At 36.1% G+C, this 18550-nt stretch carries 19 protein-coding genes; 9 read left to right on the forward strand and 10 right to left on the reverse strand.

What is annotated here, in order from left to right:
• Nucleotides 1–61 precede the first annotated feature (61 nt).
• The 8 genes from fsa to QOR44_RS08845 all read right to left on the reverse strand — a co-directional run bounded on the left by fsa (nucleotide 62) and on the right by QOR44_RS08845 (nucleotide 6165).
• A complete protein-coding gene (gene fsa, locus QOR44_RS08810; protein ID WP_000873297.1) occupies nucleotides 62–709 on the reverse strand; it encodes a fructose-6-phosphate aldolase in 648 nt (215 codons plus the stop codon).
• A 10-nt stretch (nucleotides 710–719) separates the two neighbouring features.
• Nucleotides 720–1436: an L-ribulose-5-phosphate 4-epimerase gene (locus tag QOR44_RS08815; RefSeq protein WP_001129980.1), complete on the reverse strand. Its 717-nt coding sequence runs from the start codon at nucleotides 1434–1436 to the stop codon at nucleotides 720–722.
• A 1-nt stretch (nucleotide 1437) separates the two neighbouring features.
• Complete coding sequence (locus QOR44_RS08820; protein WP_000197816.1) at nucleotides 1438–2301, reverse strand: L-ribulose-5-phosphate 3-epimerase; 864 nt, start codon at nucleotides 2299–2301, stop codon at nucleotides 1438–1440.
• Nucleotides 2302–2304: 3 nt separating this feature from the next.
• The gene (locus QOR44_RS08825; protein WP_000166859.1) at nucleotides 2305–2970 is read right to left on the reverse strand and encodes a 3-keto-L-gulonate-6-phosphate decarboxylase UlaD; all 666 of its coding nucleotides are present in this window, start codon (nucleotides 2968–2970) and stop codon (nucleotides 2305–2307) included.
• A 112-nt stretch (nucleotides 2971–3082) separates the two neighbouring features.
• Entirely contained in the window at nucleotides 3083–3568 is a 486-nt protein-coding gene (locus QOR44_RS08830; protein ID WP_001049921.1) for a PTS sugar transporter subunit IIA, read from the reverse strand.
• Between the two features lie 66 nt (nucleotides 3569–3634).
• Entirely contained in the window at nucleotides 3635–3913 is a 279-nt protein-coding gene (locus QOR44_RS08835) for a PTS sugar transporter subunit IIB (protein WP_000241475.1), read from the reverse strand.
• Nucleotides 3914–3940: 27 nt separating this feature from the next.
• Nucleotides 3941–5380 carry a PTS sugar transporter subunit IIC gene (locus QOR44_RS08840; protein ID WP_000427087.1) on the reverse strand — a complete coding sequence of 480 codons (1440 nt, stop codon included), beginning with the start codon at nucleotides 5378–5380 and terminating at the stop codon, nucleotides 3941–3943.
• Nucleotides 5381–5547: 167 nt separating this feature from the next.
• A complete protein-coding gene (locus QOR44_RS08845; RefSeq protein WP_001224528.1) occupies nucleotides 5548–6165 on the reverse strand; it encodes a hypothetical protein in 618 nt (205 codons plus the stop codon).
• Between the two features lie 338 nt (nucleotides 6166–6503).
• Here QOR44_RS08845 and QOR44_RS08850 point away from each other — a divergent pair, with 338 nt between their 5' ends.
• Complete coding sequence (locus QOR44_RS08850) at nucleotides 6504–6797, forward strand: hypothetical protein (RefSeq protein WP_000600816.1); 294 nt, start codon at nucleotides 6504–6506, stop codon at nucleotides 6795–6797.
• 22 nt (nucleotides 6798–6819) lie between these two features.
• On the opposite strand, the gene QOR44_RS08855 is transcribed toward QOR44_RS08850, so the two are convergent.
• Both QOR44_RS08855 and QOR44_RS08860 read right to left on the reverse strand, forming a co-directional pair.
• Nucleotides 6820–8112: an adenylosuccinate synthase gene (locus tag QOR44_RS08855; protein ID WP_000205037.1), complete on the reverse strand. Its 1293-nt coding sequence runs from the start codon at nucleotides 8110–8112 to the stop codon at nucleotides 6820–6822.
• A 370-nt stretch (nucleotides 8113–8482) separates the two neighbouring features.
• Complete coding sequence (locus QOR44_RS08860; protein ID WP_001021300.1) at nucleotides 8483–9505, reverse strand: PTS sugar transporter subunit IIC; 1023 nt, start codon at nucleotides 9503–9505, stop codon at nucleotides 8483–8485.
• A gap of 361 nt (nucleotides 9506–9866) precedes the next feature.
• On the opposite strand from QOR44_RS08860, the gene QOR44_RS08865 reads away from it, so the two are divergent.
• The 8 genes from QOR44_RS08865 (at nucleotide 9867) to QOR44_RS08900 (ending at nucleotide 18401) form a co-directional block, all read left to right on the forward strand.
• Nucleotides 9867–10541, forward strand: a complete 675-nt coding sequence (locus QOR44_RS08865) for a helix-turn-helix transcriptional regulator (RefSeq protein WP_000356664.1) — start codon at nucleotides 9867–9869, stop codon at nucleotides 10539–10541.
• 169 nt (nucleotides 10542–10710) lie between these two features.
• Entirely contained in the window at nucleotides 10711–12963 is a 2253-nt protein-coding gene (gene gshAB, locus QOR44_RS08870; protein WP_000582664.1) for a bifunctional glutamate--cysteine ligase GshA/glutathione synthetase GshB, read from the forward strand.
• Nucleotides 12964–13086: 123 nt separating this feature from the next.
• The gene (locus tag QOR44_RS08875) at nucleotides 13087–13905 is read left to right on the forward strand and encodes a hypothetical protein (protein ID WP_000239566.1); all 819 of its coding nucleotides are present in this window, start codon (nucleotides 13087–13089) and stop codon (nucleotides 13903–13905) included.
• Nucleotides 13902–15158: a toxic anion resistance protein gene (locus tag QOR44_RS08880; RefSeq protein ID WP_001285395.1), complete on the forward strand. Its 1257-nt coding sequence runs from the start codon at nucleotides 13902–13904 to the stop codon at nucleotides 15156–15158. The genes QOR44_RS08875 and QOR44_RS08880 overlap by 4 nt, the downstream gene beginning before the upstream one ends.
• A 139-nt stretch (nucleotides 15159–15297) precedes the next feature.
• Entirely contained in the window at nucleotides 15298–16173 is an 876-nt protein-coding gene (gene hslO / locus QOR44_RS08885; RefSeq protein ID WP_000357827.1) for an Hsp33 family molecular chaperone HslO, read from the forward strand.
• A complete protein-coding gene (dusB, locus tag QOR44_RS08890; protein ID WP_000192735.1) occupies nucleotides 16157–17134 on the forward strand; it encodes a tRNA dihydrouridine synthase DusB in 978 nt (325 codons plus the stop codon). The genes hslO and dusB overlap by 17 nt, the downstream gene beginning before the upstream one ends.
• 120 nt (nucleotides 17135–17254) lie before the next feature.
• A complete protein-coding gene (locus QOR44_RS08895; protein ID WP_000909522.1) occupies nucleotides 17255–17896 on the forward strand; it encodes a deoxynucleoside kinase in 642 nt (213 codons plus the stop codon).
• A 13-nt stretch (nucleotides 17897–17909) separates the two neighbouring features.
• Complete coding sequence (locus QOR44_RS08900) at nucleotides 17910–18401, forward strand: GNAT family N-acetyltransferase (protein ID WP_000586896.1); 492 nt, start codon at nucleotides 17910–17912, stop codon at nucleotides 18399–18401.
• The last annotated feature ends 149 nt before the right edge of the window (nucleotides 18402–18550 follow it).

Genomic DNA, 18550 nt, shown 5'->3' on the forward strand with positions numbered 1-18550 from the left:
CAAACCCATTATCAAAGTTTGTCTTGCACTAGTATAATTAAGAGTTTGCTTTATCGTAACACTACTTCTTCTTGAAACTATCCCAATCTTTTAAGAAAGTTTCAATCCCTTTATCAGTAAGCGGGTGAGTAAATAGTGATGCAAATGTTTTATCTGGAATAGTGGCAATGTGCGCACCGCATTTAGCGACGCCCTCCACATGCGCCAATCCACGAATGCTAGCAGCAATAATCTCAGATTGGAAACCATAAAAATCAATAATGTGACGAAGGTCACGAATCAAAGCATAAGCATCTGTTCCAATATCTTCAAGACGACCCACAAAAGGACTAATAAAGGTTGCACCAGCTTTCATTGCCGAAAGCCCTTGAGCCACAGTAAATATTAATGTCACATTTGTCTTTATACCTTCTTTTGATAATTGTGAAACTGCTGCTAAACCTTCTTCAGTCATTGGAATTTTAACAACAACATTTGGTGACCACTTAGCGATTTCTCTAGCTTCGGTAACCATTTCATCACAAGTTAAACCTGTCACTTCTGCACTAACTGGGCCATCAACGATTTGGCAAATTTCGTTAATAACTTCTTTAAAGTCACGCCCCTCACGTGAAATAATAGTAGGATTGGTAGTAACACCATCAACGATTCCTAAACGATTAAGACGACGAATTTCAGAAACATCGGCAGTATCTAAAAAGTATTTCATATTATTCTCCTTAATGTTCTTGTCCTTTTTGACCATAATAAGCATTTGGTCCATGCTTACGTAAATAGTGTTTATCCATAATATATTTTGGAGCTGGTTCAACACGTGGATTAATTTGTTCAGTGAAACGATTCATCTTGGCAACTTCTTCAAGAACGACTGAGTGATAAACTGCTTGTGCTGGATCTTTCCCCCAAGTAAATGGTCCATGATTACGTACAACAATACCAGGAACAGCCATTGGATCTAAATTCCGACGTTCAAATTCCTCTATAATAACACTACCTGTTTCTTTTTCATAAGCAGTGTTAACTTCATCTTCACTAAGTGACCTAGCACATGGTACTGGCCCATAAAAATAATCTGCATGTGTTGTTCCATAAAATGGAATATCGCGACCCGCTTGTGCCCAGCCAACTGCTTCTGTTGAATGAGTATGAACAATACCACCGACTTCTGGCCATGCTTTATAAAGTTGAACATGAGTTGGAAGATCAGATGATGGATTCAAATCCCCCTCCACTATATTTCCCTCTAAGTCTGTGACAACCATATTTTCAGGTGTCAATTGGTCATAGTCAACTCCTGAAGGTTTGATAACAATCAATCCTGCTTCGCGGTCAACTTCAGAAACGTTACCCCAAGTAAATTTAACTAAACCATGAACTGGTAGTGATTTATTAGCTTCACACACGCGTTCACGCATTTCTTGCAATGATTTTGCCATATTATTTCACTCCTGCTTTCTCCATTAATGGGTAAAGAAAATCTTGCGCCTCTTTAATGGCTGCACGTGTTTCCTCTACAGTCTCACAGTTCTCCGACCACATTTCAATCAAGAATGGACCATTATAATTTGTTTTCTTAATGACAGCAAACATTTCTTCCCAATCAACACACCCTTGACCAAATGGAACATCACGGAATTGACCTTTAGACGTTTCGGTAACAGCATAGGTATCTTTAATATGAAGCGCTGCAATTGAGCGATGTCCATTATAAAATTCACTCCAAAGATCATTATGCCATGCTGATACATTTCCAGTATCTGGGTAGACAAAGAGATAAGGAGAATCAATCTCTTTTTCCACAGCCAAATATTTTTCAATGGAATTCATAAATGGGTCATCCATAATCTCAATAGACAGAATAACTTGTGCTTCTTCGGCCCAAGTACAAGCTTGACGAAGATTCTTAATAAAGCGTGCACGTGTCTCTGGAGATTTTTCTTCATAGTACACATCATATCCTGCTAATTGAATATTACGAATACCAATATCTTGAGCAAAGACGATACATTTTTTCATCATATCCATCGCACGCGCTTCTTTCTCAGGATCATTAGATCCCATTGGGAAACGACGATGACCACTAAATGTAATTGTTGGAACACGAACTCCTGTCTCAAAAATAGCTTTGACCAACTCAAGTCGTTCTTCTTTTGACCACTCCAAACGTGCCAAACGTTCATCTGACTCATCAATGGATAATTCTACAAAATCAAATCCCAATTCTTTAGCAAATTGTAGGCGTTCTAACCAGTTAAAATGTTTTGGTGTTGCCTTCTCGTAAATTCCTATTGGACGTGTCATACATTACCCCCAAATACGTTTAATTTCATCCTTAAATGCACGTGCTGCTGCGGCTGGATCATCTGCCTCTGTAATACCACGACCCGCAATAAAAGTAAAGACATCAACACCTTCAAATAATTGAAGAGTATCAGTTGATAAACCACCAGTTACAGAAACTCGGAAGCCCATATCAATCAATTTTTTAACCTTATTAAGATCTTTTTCTCCCCATGTTTCGCCAGCAAGAAGCGCATCACGAGATTGGTGATAAATGGCTTGTGAAATACCTGCATCCAACCATTGTTGCGCTTGCTCATAAGTCCAATCACCATATAGTTCGATTTGAATTTCTCCACGATCGCCGCGTTCTTCTTTGATAGCTTTTAAGGCTGCTTCCATTGTTGGAATAGTAGCACAACAGATACAAGTCATCCAGTCTGCACCGCGAACAGCATTATTTTTAGCAACAGTCCCACCAGCATCAGCACATTTTGTATCAGCAACAATTATTTTGTCAGGGAAGAGACTGCGAAGGACCTCAACTAATTCACTACCTACTTGAAGAAGGCAAACAGTTCCAGCTTCAATAACATCAACTTCATGTCCTACTGATACGGCAGCTTTGATAGCTCCTTGTAAATCTGAGTGGTCAAGTGCAACTTGTAAATTTGGTAAACGTTTTGTCATGTTGTTTATTCTAAGGACCTGATAAAAATACTCACTTTATTTGTGGCAAAGAGTTTCTTATCACAGAGATTTTTTATAGGTCCTATCCTTTCTATTAATATCAGTTTATTGATTAGCTTTCTAAATCTAAACCTTCTAAATATGGGCTGTTTTTTGATTCCTCTACCATTGCAAGGACTTCTTTTGCTTCTTGGCATTCCGTCAAGCGCTGAATTGAATTTTCCAATTCAAAAAGGGCAATAATTTGAGGGATAGCAACAGAAGTATGAATAGCTGAACTTGTTGCAGCAAGTGCTAACAATACTGAGACTTCTTTGCCATCTGGAAAGACTACTGGCTCTGTTAATGTAATTAATGAAAATGCATCACGTTTTACGCCTGCTTCTGGACGTGCATGAGGCATCGCCATACCCGGCATAAGAATGTAGTACGGACCAAATTCCTCTGTAGATTCAATAATGGCATCGTAATATTCTGCATCAACAGCACCACTTTCAATCAATGGATCAATTGATAATTTGATTGCTTCTTTCCAATCGCTTGCAGATAATTTAAGACGAATTGAGTCATTTTCGATAAAGGCTTGTTTTAAATTCATGATTTCTCCTTAAAAGTCTAAAGATATGGGAGAGAAACTTTTGTCTCACTCCCTTTGTCTATTAACTTACAAAATTTCTTGTAGTTTTGTTTTTATTTCATTGTCATCCATAAGGTTATCAAGACCTACTAAATGACCTTTTGTACGTCCGTCTAATTCATGGATAAGGTGGTTTGAAGCAACCACGATATCGTAGTTTGCAGCTAAACCTTTTGCTTCTCCGACTGAACAAGATGCTGACTCAAAGTTGCTAACGCCTAATTGACGAAGCGCATTTTCGACTTTCATTTTGATAACCATTGATGATCCCATGCCGTTTCCGCATGCTGTAAGAACTTTAACCATTTTTATTTCCTCCGTTATAAATTTCTATTATTCTGCAGGCGCATCACCACGATAGTATGCTTCTTTATCTTTAGATTTCATAAATTGAAGTTGTGGAATAGCTAAGAAGAAGAGACATACAATCACGTAACCAGCGATACCTAAATACTTGAAGATGTAACCAAATGCTAACCATGGGAATTCAAAGTCGATATTTCCATGATAACCACCTGCAAGTCCTAAAAGACCTACAGCAACAGCACCAAGTGCCACCTGAATAATACCTGAGATAAATGATAGAGCTACTGCTGCTTTCCAGCCACCACGTTTATCTGCATAAACAGCGATTGCCGCATTATCAAAGAATACTGGAACGAATCCTGTGATAATCAAGATTGGATTTTTGAAGACAACAAGTAGAGCGATTGTAATTAATTGACCAATCAAACCAAAAGCAAATCCTGAAAGAACTGCATTTGAAGAACCAAAACCATATGAAGCTGCAACGTCAACCGCTGGGAATGATCCTGGAAGAAGTTTGTTTGAGATACCTTGGAAGGCATTTGTCAATTCTGTAACGAACATGCGTACACCTTGCATCAAAATGAAAAGGTAAACTGAGAATGTCAATGATGTTTGAAGGATGTACATGAAGAAAGCTTGCTTAGTTGGTACAAATGCACCAGGTCCGATTAATTTAACATTAGACATAATGTCTGGACCAAGGACAGCTAAGATTCCTCCAAAGAAAACTAGCATCAATGTTGCTGATGCAACAACTGTATCATGGAAAATATTTAAGAATGTTGGTAATTTTAAGTTATCAAGGTTTTCTTCTTTTTTACCGAAGAATGGCGCAACTTTATCAACAAACCAAATTGCAAATTGTTGTTGGTGTCCGATGGCAAATCCGCCACCACCTGTAAGGCGTTGAGTTGCTTCAACGGTCATATTAGAACTTACCGCCCAATATAGACCACAAATGATACCAACAGCCCATGCACCAAAACCATTACGAAGTTGTGGAATCAAGAGCAGTACAAATACTGAAATTGTTGCAGCTTGTTGTACCATGATATGACCAGTAATAAAAAGAGTACGGACTTTAGTTACTTTACGAAGAGCAACCAAGAGAATGTTAATCCCAAAACCAATCAAGAGTGCTGTTGTTGCAACACTGATAAAGCCCATTGTTTCTAACTTAGCATTTGCTGATGCTAAACCAAAGTAAGGGTCAATAACAGCAGCTTCTAAATTAAATTTTTTAGCAAGAGCAACTAAGATTGGACGGAATGTATTAACCAATCCTCCTGCACCTACGTTCAAAATCAAATATCCAACGGTCGCTTTGATAAAACCAGCAAAGACATCATGAAGTGGTTTCTTCAATAAAAGATACCCAATGAGTACCAATAGACCTACGAAGAAGGCTGGATTCTGCAAGATATTTTGCGAGAACCAATTAAGGGGAGCTAGGAAGTTTTCCATAACTAAAGACCTCTCTTTATTTAAGTAATGTTTTTTTGTATCTTTATTATATTTTTTGTAAGCGTTTTAAAAAAGACCAAGAAGTACACACTTAAGTGTGCAAAATTGTGCTGAACCTAATTTACAAAAAAATCATGTATCCTAAGATACATGATTTTTCATATTTTTTAATGTAGACTCCTAATGATTTCTACACGCGTCACAAGACCATCGTGCATACTATCAACACGCAATGCAACGTTATTAATATAGACTACTGAACCAATAGCAACGTCCTTTTCCTCATCATTTAAATGACGAACAAGTAAGTCTCCTAAAGTTTCATTGGGTTGACAAGGTAGTTGAACCCTAGCTAAAATATTAGCTTTTTTGACTTTGTTATTAGCACGTAAAACAATGTTGCTTGACCCATCAAAATGGGTGAAAAGATATTTACGAACAGCAAACAAAATAGCAACTGAAGCAATCCCCATAAGGTAATCTGAAACACTACCATGTTCAATTACAAGTTGACGAGCTAAGGCAAACAATAACACTTCAATTAAAGTATCTGGGGAAGGTTTTGAAAACATTTTGATCAACTCAATCCCGACTGCTATTGTCATGGCGCGAGCAAGGAAAGTCTGGAACAACTTATCAACATTTTGATCAACAGACAACATGCTAAACAAATCATGAAAGAGTGCTAAACTAAAAAAAATAATAGCTGTTGCCAGAATAACTGACAAAGCAATCTCTAAATAATAAGCCACCTCTACAATAACATCTTGGAAAAATTTACGCATACAATCTCCTCTTTTATAAACTAATAACATTATAACATTTCGTCGTTAAAGTTACTAATTCAATGAAACAATAGTAACCGCCCCTCCATAAACCTTTTAATCAGTACTAACGAATGTTTGATTATACATTATGATATAATAAGCTTATTGGTAAATAAGTAGGAGGAAATGAAATATTGATTAATAAACGGTTAAGAACAATCTTCTTACTACATTATCTGTTAGCGCTACTACTTCTTATAGACATTATCTTTACGATTGATTTTATAATTCACACGTCAACAATTCCCAAAAATAGTCTATCATATATAGGTTATGGTCAAGGATTTGGTTGGTCTATGATTCTTATTAATTTGATAGCTCTACCTATTTGCTTCCTAGCAGAATTGTCAGCTGGTCTACTATTAAAATTAGAAATGCATAAGCAACATGGCTACTATCCTCTGGAACGCTTATTGATGACTGGTAGTATTCTAACAGTTGTATCGCTAGTATTATTACATACTTTGATTCACAATATCAATTCACTTCTTTTTTTATCAATTATAGTAGTTTTATTGATTTCTGGGAAGTCCTTAAGTCTTATTAGTATCTATCTATTAAAAAGAAAAAGTAAACATCAAAAAGTCTGACTGTACAGTCAGACTTTTAATATTAAATATTTGACCAAACAGACTCAAGAATGTTTGTTTGTTCACGACCAGGCCCTACCGAGAAAGTAGAAATACGAACACCAACCAATTCGCCAACACGGCGAACGTAATTACGTGCATTTTCTGGAAGATCATCTAAGCTACGGCAAGCTGTAATATCTTCAGACCAGCCCGGTAATTCTTCATAGATTGGTTTACAACGTTTTAGCTGTTCAAGGCTTGCTGGGTAATAGTCAATACGTTTCCCATCAAGGTCATAAGCCACACAAATTTTCACCGTATCAAGCCCTGAAAGAACATCAATTGAATTCAGAGAGAGGTTAGTAATACCTGATACTCGACGGCTGTGACGCATAACAACAGAATCAAACCATCCAACGCGACGAGGACGACCAGTCGTTGTACCATACTCTTTACCAATCTCACGAATACGGTCACCAACCTCATCAAAAAGTTCTGTTGGGAATGGTCCATCGCCAACACGGCTAGTGTAAGCTTTACATACACCTACCACTTTATTAATTTTACTTGGTCCAACTCCCGAACCAATTGTGACACCACCTGCTACTGGATTGGAAGATGTTACAAATGGGTATGTTCCTTGATCAATGTCGAGCATAACTCCTTGTGCTCCTTCAAAAAGAACACGTTTACCGGCATCAAGAGCATCATTTAAGATAACGGATGTATCAGTCACATATTGCTTAATTTGTTGACCATATTCATAATATTCTTCGAAAATATCATCAAATTCAAGAGGTGTACTGTCATACATTTTTTCAAATAAACGATTTTTCTCAGCTAAATTAATTTTCAAACGCTCAGCAAAAACTTCTCTATCAAGAAGGTCAGCAATACGGATACCGACACGCGCAGCCTTGTCCATGTAAGCTGGCCCAATTCCTTTGATGGTTGTTCCAATTTTATTATCACCTTTAGCATCTTCTTGTAGTTGGTCAAGCTTGATGTGGTATGGCAAGATAACATGCGCACGATCTGAAATACGAAGGTTATCCGTTGTTACACCTTCTCCGTGAAGATAAGCTAACTCTTTAACTAATGATTTCGGATTAACGACAACACCATTACCAATGACAGAAATTTTTTCTTTGAAGAAAATTCCTGAAGGAATTAAATGAAGTTTAAATTTTTTGTTATCAATAACGATAGTATGCCCAGCGTTATCACCACCTTGATAACGTGCAATTACTTCTGCGTCAGCAGATAAAAAATCTGTAATTTTACCTTTACCTTCGTCACCCCATTGGGTACCTACTACAACAACTGAAGTCATATTTATTTAACACTGAGTGAGCCTTTTTGGGACTCCCCAATCCTTTCTGGAAAAACATGGCAGGAATTTCACCTGCGAGTTTGTCTGACACCTTATTATAGCAAAAAATGTTTTTTTTTGCCAAATTCCTCAAATATTATCGGAAAAAAAGAAAAAAATAATTATTAGAAGTGTAAAAAAACGGTAAAAAACTAACATTATAGTTGATAAAGAAATCTTGAAATTTACTGATACCAGCATTCTTAACAATAAAAAAATTCAACGATCTTTTTATTAGAGTCGTTGAATTTTAAATTACCAAGAACAGTTATCACAAGTCAGATATCATATCTATGTTAATGATATTTACTATTATCTTTTCATGAAGTAACTAGTTATCTCTAGCCTGTAGCTCTTCTTTTGTAACTAATTTATAATCTTTAAAAACAATGCCTCCAAAATAGCCTGCTAGTAAAGATAGGATAATACAACCTAGAGCGGTTATTAGTACTTTTATCATTGGGTTATAGGCAAACATGACAGCAAATCCTGCAATTGGTGTCGCTGTTCCAGGAGTATCATTAACTAATTTCATCAAGGCAATTAAAATACCACAAGCTGCACCACCAACAAAATTAGTGACATAGATTGGAATAGGGTTAGCTGAAGTCACGTCAGCTTGAGTTAGAGGCTCAACAGCAAAAGCTATATTATCTTTACGACTTCCAAGTTTTAATTTATGGAAAAGTACACCATTCATAAATGATGAACCAAAGACAGACAAGGCTCCTATAGCCATAGGCATTCCGGTTAATCCTAGCATAGCTGTCAATGCCATAGAAGAAAGTGGTGCTGTCGCCACTACTACAATTGTCCCGCCAAGTATAATCCCCATTAAAATAGGGTTGCTATGAGCACCTGATGTTAAGATATCTCCAATGGTGAGCAAAGTGCTATTAATAAGCGGCGTCAACAGTTTTGCGACAAGACGTGTTAATGGTGCACCAATAATAATAATTGAAATGAGATCTAAACCACCAGGAATATTTCTTTCCATCCACTTAACAAGAAATCCCACTAAATATCCTGCAAGGAAACCAGGAATAATACCTGTGCCAGAAACAGATAAACCAATTAATACTGCATATCCTGGGGTTACACCAATAGCAATAGCAACCAATATAGCTGCAGCTACACCAGAAAGTGAACCATTAGCACCACCCACTTCACTTAAAAATTGAAATCCCAAAACTTTACCAAAGAAAGAATCTTGAAAAGCTTCTACAAGGAAGGATGCACAAGCCGCAGATGCCAATGCTCCCATTGCTTTTGTTCCGTAGGGTGCTTTATAATTAAATAAAGTGAAAATCGCTAATACAAGTATTAAAAGACTGGTCCCAATAATGATATTCATAAATATACTCCCGCTAAAAATAGTTAAGTTTTTTATTCTCAGTGTCTGTGTACTACTGCTTCAATTTCAATAAAGGCGCCTTTAGGTAATACTGAAACTTAATTGTACTACGAACTGGATAAGGTGCAATAAAGAAGTCCGACATAATTATTAGGCTTATCTCATGGATTACTCCTTAGTTGCTAATATAATCACATTTTACCTGAAAGCATAACCATAGTCAATAATAATTTTTTATTTTCTTAACTTTTTTTTATTACGATAATTTTTTATTACATTAATCTTTTAAAATAGTCTGATATTGTCTTTTAACCATAAATATATTACTATAATAGTAAGATTAGCATAGAGGAACTACGATATGGATAAAGAAAAATTAGACTATTGGAAGACGATAATAACGTTTCTCCATAATGTTTTAGGTGATAATTACGAAATTGTTTTGCATGTAGTAGATGAAAATGATATCTATATTGGTGAGTTGGTTAATAGTCACATTAGTGGACGAACCATAAGTTCACCTCTAACGACTTTCGCCCTTGATTTAATCAAGAATAAAGTTTATAAGGAAAAAGATTTTGTTACTAACTATAAGGCGATTGTCAGCCCTCTCAATAAAGAAGTTCGTGGATCTACTTTCTTCATCAAGAATGCTCAAAATGAACTTGAAGGGATGTTATGTATCAACCTTGATATTTCTGCATACCAAAATCTTGCTTTGGATATTCTGGACTTAGTTAATTTAAATGTTAACAAAATACTACCTAAGTCCCCTCAAAAAATTTCTCTCCCTCAACAGGAGGAACCTGTAGAAGTTCTATCAGGCAATATTCAGGATATTATTAGTGAGATTGTTGATCCTAGTCTTTTAAATCAGAATATTCATTTAAGTCAAGAAGTTAAGGTAGAAATTGTTTCTAAACTTCACGAAAAAGGTGTATTCCAATTAAAAGGTGCCGTTTCAAAGGTCGCTGAAGTTCTCAACATCTCCGAACCAAGCGTCTATCGTTATCTTAAAAAAATTGAAACTCATTAACTCTAAAACTCTTTTTAACTTATAGATTAATAAGATTGGACTCAAAAGTTCAATCTTTTATTTTTTATGACACCGGTATAAGATTATTTTAGTTTTCTGTGCCGTAAAACTTAGTTTTTATTATTTTTTTGATAAACTAGTATCATCTGTTACTAGGAGGAATGTTGTCGTGATTATCGATCAACTGTTACAAAGAAGCCACTCTCATCTACCGATTCTACAAGCTACATTTGGCTTAGAGAGAGAAAGCCTTCGTATTCACCAACCCACTCAAAGGGTTGCTCAAACACCCCATCCCAAAACATTAGGGAGTCGTAACTATCATCCTTATATCCAAACGGATTATAGTGAACCACAATTAGAACTCATTACACCTATTGCAAAGGATAGCCAAGAAGCCATTCGATTTTTGAAAGCTATAAGTGATGTTGCTGGACGCTCTATCAACCACGATGAATACTTATGGCCGCTTTCTATGCCACCCAAAGTGAGGGAAGAAGACATACAGATTGCCCAATTAGAGGATGCTTTTGAATATGATTATCGCAAATATTTGGAGAAAACTTATGGAAAACTAATACAATCCATCTCTGGAATTCACTATAATCTCGGTTTAGGTCAAGAGTTATTAACTTCTCTCTTTGAATTGAGTCAAGCAGACAATGCTATTGATTTTCAGAACCAGCTTTACATGAAATTGTCTCAAAATTTTTTACGTTACCGTTGGTTACTAACTTATCTATATGGAGCGAGCCCGGTAGCTGAAGAAGACTTTTTAAATCAGAAACTTAATAACCCTGTCCGGTCACTTAGAAATAGTCACTTAGGTTATGTGAATCATAAAGATATTCGTATTTCTTATACTAGCTTGAAGGATTATGTCAACGATCTAGAAAATGCTGTAAAAAGTGGGCAATTGATTGCTGAGAAAGAATTTTATTCACCTGTTCGTCTCCGTGGTAGTAAGTCCTGTCGTAATTATTTAGAAAAAGGAATTACATATTTAGAATTTCGCACTTTTGATCTCAACCCATTTAGCCCAATCGGTATAACGCAGGAAACTGTTGATACTGTTCACCTTTTCTTATTGGCGCTTTTGTGGATAGATTCTAGTAGTCATATTGACCAAGATATCAAGGAAGCCAATAGATTAAATGACCTTATAGCACTCAGTCATCCATTAGAAAAATTACCTAATCAAGCACCAGTTTCTGACTTAGTGGATGCTATGCAATCTGTTATCCAACATTTTAACTTACCACCTCACTATCAAGACCTATTGGAATCTGTAAAAAGGCAAATTCAGTCACCTGAATTAACGGTAGCTGGTCAACTTTTAGAAATGATTGAAGGACTTTCCTTAGAAACATTTGGACAAAGACAAGGACAAATTTATCACGATTATGCTTGGGAAGCTCCCTACGCCTTAAAGGGATATGAAACGATGGAACTTTCTACCCAATTGCTACTATTTGACGTTATCCAAAAAGGAGTCAACTTCAAAGTGCTGGATGAACAAGATCAATTCCTAAAATTATGGCACAATAGTCATATTGAGTACGTTAAAAATGGTAATATGACCTCAAAAGATAACTATATTGTACCGCTCGCTATGGCTAACAAAGTTGTTACAAAAAAAATCCTAGATGAAAAGCATTTCCCAACTCCTTTTGGAGATGAATTTACTGACCGTAAAGAGGCACTTAACTATTTTTCACAAATCCAAGATAAACCAATCGTCGTTAAGCCAAAATCAACAAACTTTGGTTTAGGCATTTCTATTTTTAAAACATCAGCTAACTTAGCTTCTTATGAAAAAGCAATTGACATCGCTTTTGCCGAAGATAGTGCTATTCTTGTGGAAGAATATATTGAGGGTACCGAATACCGTTTCTTCGTCCTTGAGGGGGACTGTATTGCTGTATTGCTTAGGGTAGCAGCTAATGTCGTTGGAGATGGTATTCATACTATTAGTCAGCTAGTTAAACTTAAAAACCAAAACCCTCTCAGAGGCTATGATCATCGCTCTCCTCTAGAGGTTATTGAGCTCGGAGAAGTAGAACAGTTAATGTTGGAACAACAAGGATACACTGTTAACAGTATCCCTCCAGAAGGAACAAAAATAGAACTTCGTCGTAATTCTAATATTTCCACTGGCGGTGACTCTATAGATGTAACAAATACAATGGATCCTACATATAAACAACTAGCAGCTGAGATGGCAGAGGCTATGGGGGCTTGGGTTTGTGGAGTTGATTTAATTATTCCTAATGCCACTCAAGCATACTCAAAAGATAAGAAAAATGCTACTTGCATTGAACTAAACTTTAACCCATTGATGTATATGCACACCTACTGTCAAGAGGGGCCTGGTCAATCTATTACACCTCGAATTTTGGCTAAACTGTTCCCAGAATTATAACTAAAAAGAGTTCCTTAGGCTAAGCTTAAGGAATTTTTGGTTAAAATAAAGTTATCCCTTGTCATCACTAGTTCATTTAAGATAAAATATTAACAACTACAGAAAGTCAGGTTAAATATTATTATGGTTAAAAAACGTTATTCCAAAAATTCTCATAATCTAATAACATTACTTGGTATTGTTGTTCTTGCTTCCCTGATTTTAGACTTTTGGAGTGAGGTGATTGCTACTCTGTTAATTATTGGTGGTGGTTATTGTGCCTATTACGTTTATGATAAAAAGCGTCTTAAACGTTTTACATCAAACCAACGTATTGAAGCTTTAAAATCCGATATTGAAGAGACTGACCAAGACATTAGACACTTAGAAATTTTAAAAAAAGACAATCGTTCTAAGGAATATATCAAATTAGCACATCAAATATTACCTCAATTGGACCTAATTCGTAATGAAGCAAACCAACTACAAAAAGCCATTGAGCCTAATATCTATAAACGTATCACCAAAAAAGCAAATACATTTAGTAATGAGATTAACGAACAATTAATAAAGCTACATGCCTCTCCAGAACTAGAACCTATTTCTGATCAGGAAGATGAAATGATACGCATTGCTCCGGAATTAAAACCGTTCTATCACAATATTCAAGATGATCACTATGCTATCTTAAAAAAGATTGAAGAGGCAGATAACAAAGCTGAATTAGCAGCAATTCATCAAGCCAATATGAAACGTTTTACAGATGTTCTGGCTGGCTACATCAGAATCAAACAATCTCCTAAAAATTTTAACAATGCTAAGGAACGCCTAGAACAAGCATTACAAGCAATTAAAAAATTTAATTTAGATTTAGATGAAACGCTGCGCCAATTGAATGAAAGTGATATGAAAGATTTTGACGTTAGCCTAAGAATGATGCAAGACGAAAGGAACAATAAATGAGCGATACCTTTAATTTTGATATTGACCAAATTGCAGACAATGCTATCACTAAAACAGATAAAACAACAGAAATTATTTCCAACCAGACAACAAGTCAAACTGGGCAAATTGCCTTTTTTGAAAAACTAACACCAGCACAAAAGTCTGCTATCTCTGAAAAAACACCAGCTTTGGTAGATACTTTTGTCGGCGATCAAAATGCGCTCCTTGATTTTGGACAATCCGCAGTAGAAGGCGTTAATACCACTGTTAATCATATCTTGTCTGAGCAGAAAAAAATTCAAATTCCTCAAGTTGATGATTTACTAAAAAATGCTAATCGCGAACTAAATGGATTTATTGCCAAATATAAAGATGCTACTCCGGCAGAATTAGAGAAAAAACCAAACTTGATTCAAAAATTATTCAAACAAAGCAAGACCTCGCTACAGGAATTTTATTTTGACTCACAAAACATCGAGCAAAAAATGGATATGATGGCAGCAAATGTTGTCAAACAAGAAGATACTTTAGCAAGAAATATCGTCTCTGCTGAAATGCTCATTGAAGATAATACTAAATCTATTGAAAATTTGGTTGGAGTTATTGCTTTTATTGAATCGAGTCAAGCCGAGGCTGCCAATCGTGCAAGCCACTTACAACAAGAAATTCTAGCATTAGATAGCCAAACGTCCGAGTATCAAATTAAAAGTAACCAATTAGCTCGAATGACTGAAGTTATCAATACCCTCGAACAGCAACATACTGAATATGTCAGCCGTCTCTACGTTGCATGGGCAACAACACCACAGATGCGAAACTTGGTCAAAGTATCGTCAGATATGCGTCAAAAACTTGGCATGTTACGTCGAAATACCATTCCAACAATGAAACTCTCAATCGCTCAGTTAGGCATGATGCAACAATCTGTCAAATCCGGTGTCACTGCTGATGCTATTGTCAACGCTAATAATGCAGCATTGCAGATGCTGGCTGAAACTAGTAAAGAAGCGATTCCGATGTTAGAGAAGACCGCACAAAGCCCCACTGTTTCTATTAAATCTGTCACTGCATTAGCTGAAAGCTTAGTGGCTCAAAATAATGGTATTATCGCTGCCATAGACAAAGGACGTAAGGAACGTGCCCAATTAGAATCTGCTGTTATTAAATCGGCTGAAACAATCAATGATTCTGTCAAAATTCGTGATAAAAAAATAGTTGAAGCCTTACTCAACGAAGGTAAATCTACCCAAGAAAAAGTTGATGAGTCTTAACTTACTATCATATCCACTAAATAAAAACGATACTGTAAAACACAGTATCGTTTTTATATCATTAATTTATACCGTTTTCATCTATATTTTCCTGACTATCTCCAATGCAAAATAAGCCTTTTATGCTATAATATGACTTATGGATAAAATTATAAAATCAATTTCAACTTCCGGTTCTTTCCGGGCTTATGTCCTTGATTGTACAGAAACTGTAAGAACAGCTCAAGAAAAACATCAGACACTTTCAAGTTCTACTGTAGCTCTTGGGAGAACATTAATTGCAAATCAAATTTTAGCAGCAAATCAAAAAGGAAATAGTAAAGTAACTGTCAAGGTTATTGGAGATAGCTCTTTTGGTCATATTATTTCTGTAGCTGATACTAAAGGAAATGTTAAAGGTTACATCCAAAATACGGGTGTTGATATCAAGAAAACAGCTACTGGAGAGGTCTTAGTTGGACCTTTCATGGGGAATGGACACTTTGTCGTTATTACCGATTACGGAACTGGGCAACCTTACACTTCAACAACTCCACTAATTACAGGAGAAATTGGAGAAGATTTTGCTTATTATTTAACCGAAAGTGAGCAAACACCTTCTGCCATCGGTTTAAATGTCCTCTTAGATGACGAGGATAAGGTTAAAGTTGCAGGTGGATTCATGCTTCAGGTGCTCCCAGGTGCTTCTGACGAAGAAATTTCTCGCTATGAAAAACGCATTCAGGAGATGCCTTCTATTTCAAGTCTGCTAGAGTCTGAAAATCATATAGAATCTCTCCTTTCAGCTATTTACGGAGAAGACGACTACAAGCGCTTATCGGAAGACTCTTTAGCCTTCTACTGTGACTGTTCAAAAGAACGTTTTGAAGCCGCTCTATTGACTTTAGGAACTAAAGAATTGCAAGCCATGAAGGATGAAGATAAAGGTGTTGAAATTACTTGTCAATTTTGCAACCAGACTTACTATTTCACAGAAGAAGATTTGGAGAAGATAATTAATGACTCAATTAAATAGTTCATTTATGATTGGGAAGGTTGAAATTCCTCATCGTACCGTACTAGCACCGATGGCAGGTATTACTAATTCTGCTTTTCGTACTATCGCTAAAGAATTTGGTGCTGGTCTCGTTGTTATGGAAATGATTTCTGAGAAAGGGTTACTTTATAACAACGAAAAGACCTTACATATGCTCCATATCGATGAAAATGAACATCCTATGTCAATTCAACTATTTGGTGGCGATGCAGAAGGCTTAAAACGTGCAGCTGACTTTATCCAAAGTAATACGAAAGCAGATATCGTAGACATCAATATGGGATGTCCAGTTAACAAAGTTGTTAAAAATGAAGCGGGAGCTAAATGGTTACGTGACCCTGAAAAAATTTATCATATTGTTAAAGAGGTAACGTCTGTACTTAACATTCCATTAACAGTAAAAATGCGTACAGGATGGTCTGACTCATCTAATGCTGTAGAAAATGCACTCGCTGCCGAATCTGCTGGTGTATCTGCACTTGCTATGCACGGTCGAACGCGTGAACAAATGTATACTGGCACGTGTGACCATGAAACACTTGGCAAGGTCGCTAAAGCTGTTACTAGTATTCCTTTTATTGCTAATGGTGACATTCGTACTGTTCACGATGCCAAATTTATGATTGAAGAGATTGGAGCTGACGCTATAATGGTTGGACGTGGTGCTCGTAGCAATCCTTACATCTTTACACAGATTAATCATTTCTTTGAAACAGGCGAAATCCTTCCTGACCTACCATTTGAGAAGATGTTAGATGTTGCCGAGGATCATCTCACTCGACTAGTTAATTTAAAAGGTGAAACTATTGCCGTTCGTGAATTTCGAGGGTTAGCACCTCATTATCTGCGTGGAAAATCAGGCGCAGCAAAAATTAGAGGAGCTGTTTCACGTGCAGAAACACTAGCAGAAGTTCAAGAACTTTTTGCAGGTTTACGCTAAATCAAAAACAGTCCTTTGACTGTTTTTTCCTATCTCTGTACAAATTTAGCATAAATCATTGTGTAATGAAAACTCAAAAGTATAACAAATTATTTTAGCATAACAGAATTAAGGAGAATTATGTTGATTGTTTTAGCTGGAACCATTGGAGCAGGTAAAAGCTCCCTTGCAGCTGCTCTAGGACAACACCTAGGGACAGATGTTTTCTATGAGGCGGTTGATAATAACCCAGTTTTAGATCTTTACTATCAAGATCCCAAAAAATATGCTTTTTTACTACAAATATTCTTTTTAAATAAACGATTCCAATCTATAAAAGAAGCCTATAAGGCTAACAACAATGTTTTGGATCGTTCTATTTTTGAAGATGAACTATTCCTCACTCTAAATTATAAGAATGGAAATGTGACTAAAACAGAGCTAGATATCTATAAAGAACTTCTTGCAAATATGTTGGAAGAATTAGAAGGTATGCCTAAGAAGAGACCTGATTTGCTAGTCTACATTGATGTTTCATTTGATAAAATGTTAGAACGTATTGACAAACGAGGACGCAGCTTTGAGCAAGTTGATTCTAACCCAGAGTTATACGACTACTACAAACAAGTCCATTCTGAATATCCAGAATGGTATGAAAATTACGACGTTTCACCTAAAATTCGGATTGATGGTAACAAACTTGATTTCGTCAAAAATCCAGAGGATCTTCAACACGTCCTTGACACTATTGATTCCGAATTGCAAAAACTTGATTTACTATAATTAGGTGATATCTATGATTATAAGACCTGTCCTACCCTCAGATGCTAAAGAATTACTTGCTATCTATGCTCCCTACGTTGCTGACACTACAATAACGTTTGAATACGATATTCCTAGTATATCGGAATTCACTAATCGTATCAAAAATATCAGCAAATCTTTCCCATATTTAGTTGCTGAAGAAAATGGGAAAATATTAGGTTATGCATATGCTTCAACTTACTACGCTAGAGCTGCCTATGACTGGACTTGCGAGCTTTCTATTTACCTTGATAAAGATGCACGTAGCAAAAAAATTGGTAGCCAACTATATGATACATTGGAGAAAGAATTAGTTAGCCAAGGGTATGTTAATCTACTCGCTTGTATCAGTTTACCAAATGATATAAGTATTGCATTCCACAAAAAAAGAGGATTTAATCAAGTCGCACATTTCCCAAAAATCGGATTTAAATTTGAACAATGGCATGACATTGTGTGGTTACAAAAGCGATTGAAATCTTAAGGTAATCTTTAGATTTATTTTAAGTTAGCAAAAGATTAGGATATTATAATATATTTATCCTAAAATTTTTCAACGACTTTCAGTCGTACCTATATCTACAAGTGCAATTGTTAGATATAGATCCTTTTACTTTTCATAAATCTATAAGA

Source organism: Streptococcus agalactiae (genome assembly GCF_949788565.1).
Lineage (GTDB): Bacteria > Bacillota > Bacilli > Lactobacillales > Streptococcaceae > Streptococcus > Streptococcus agalactiae.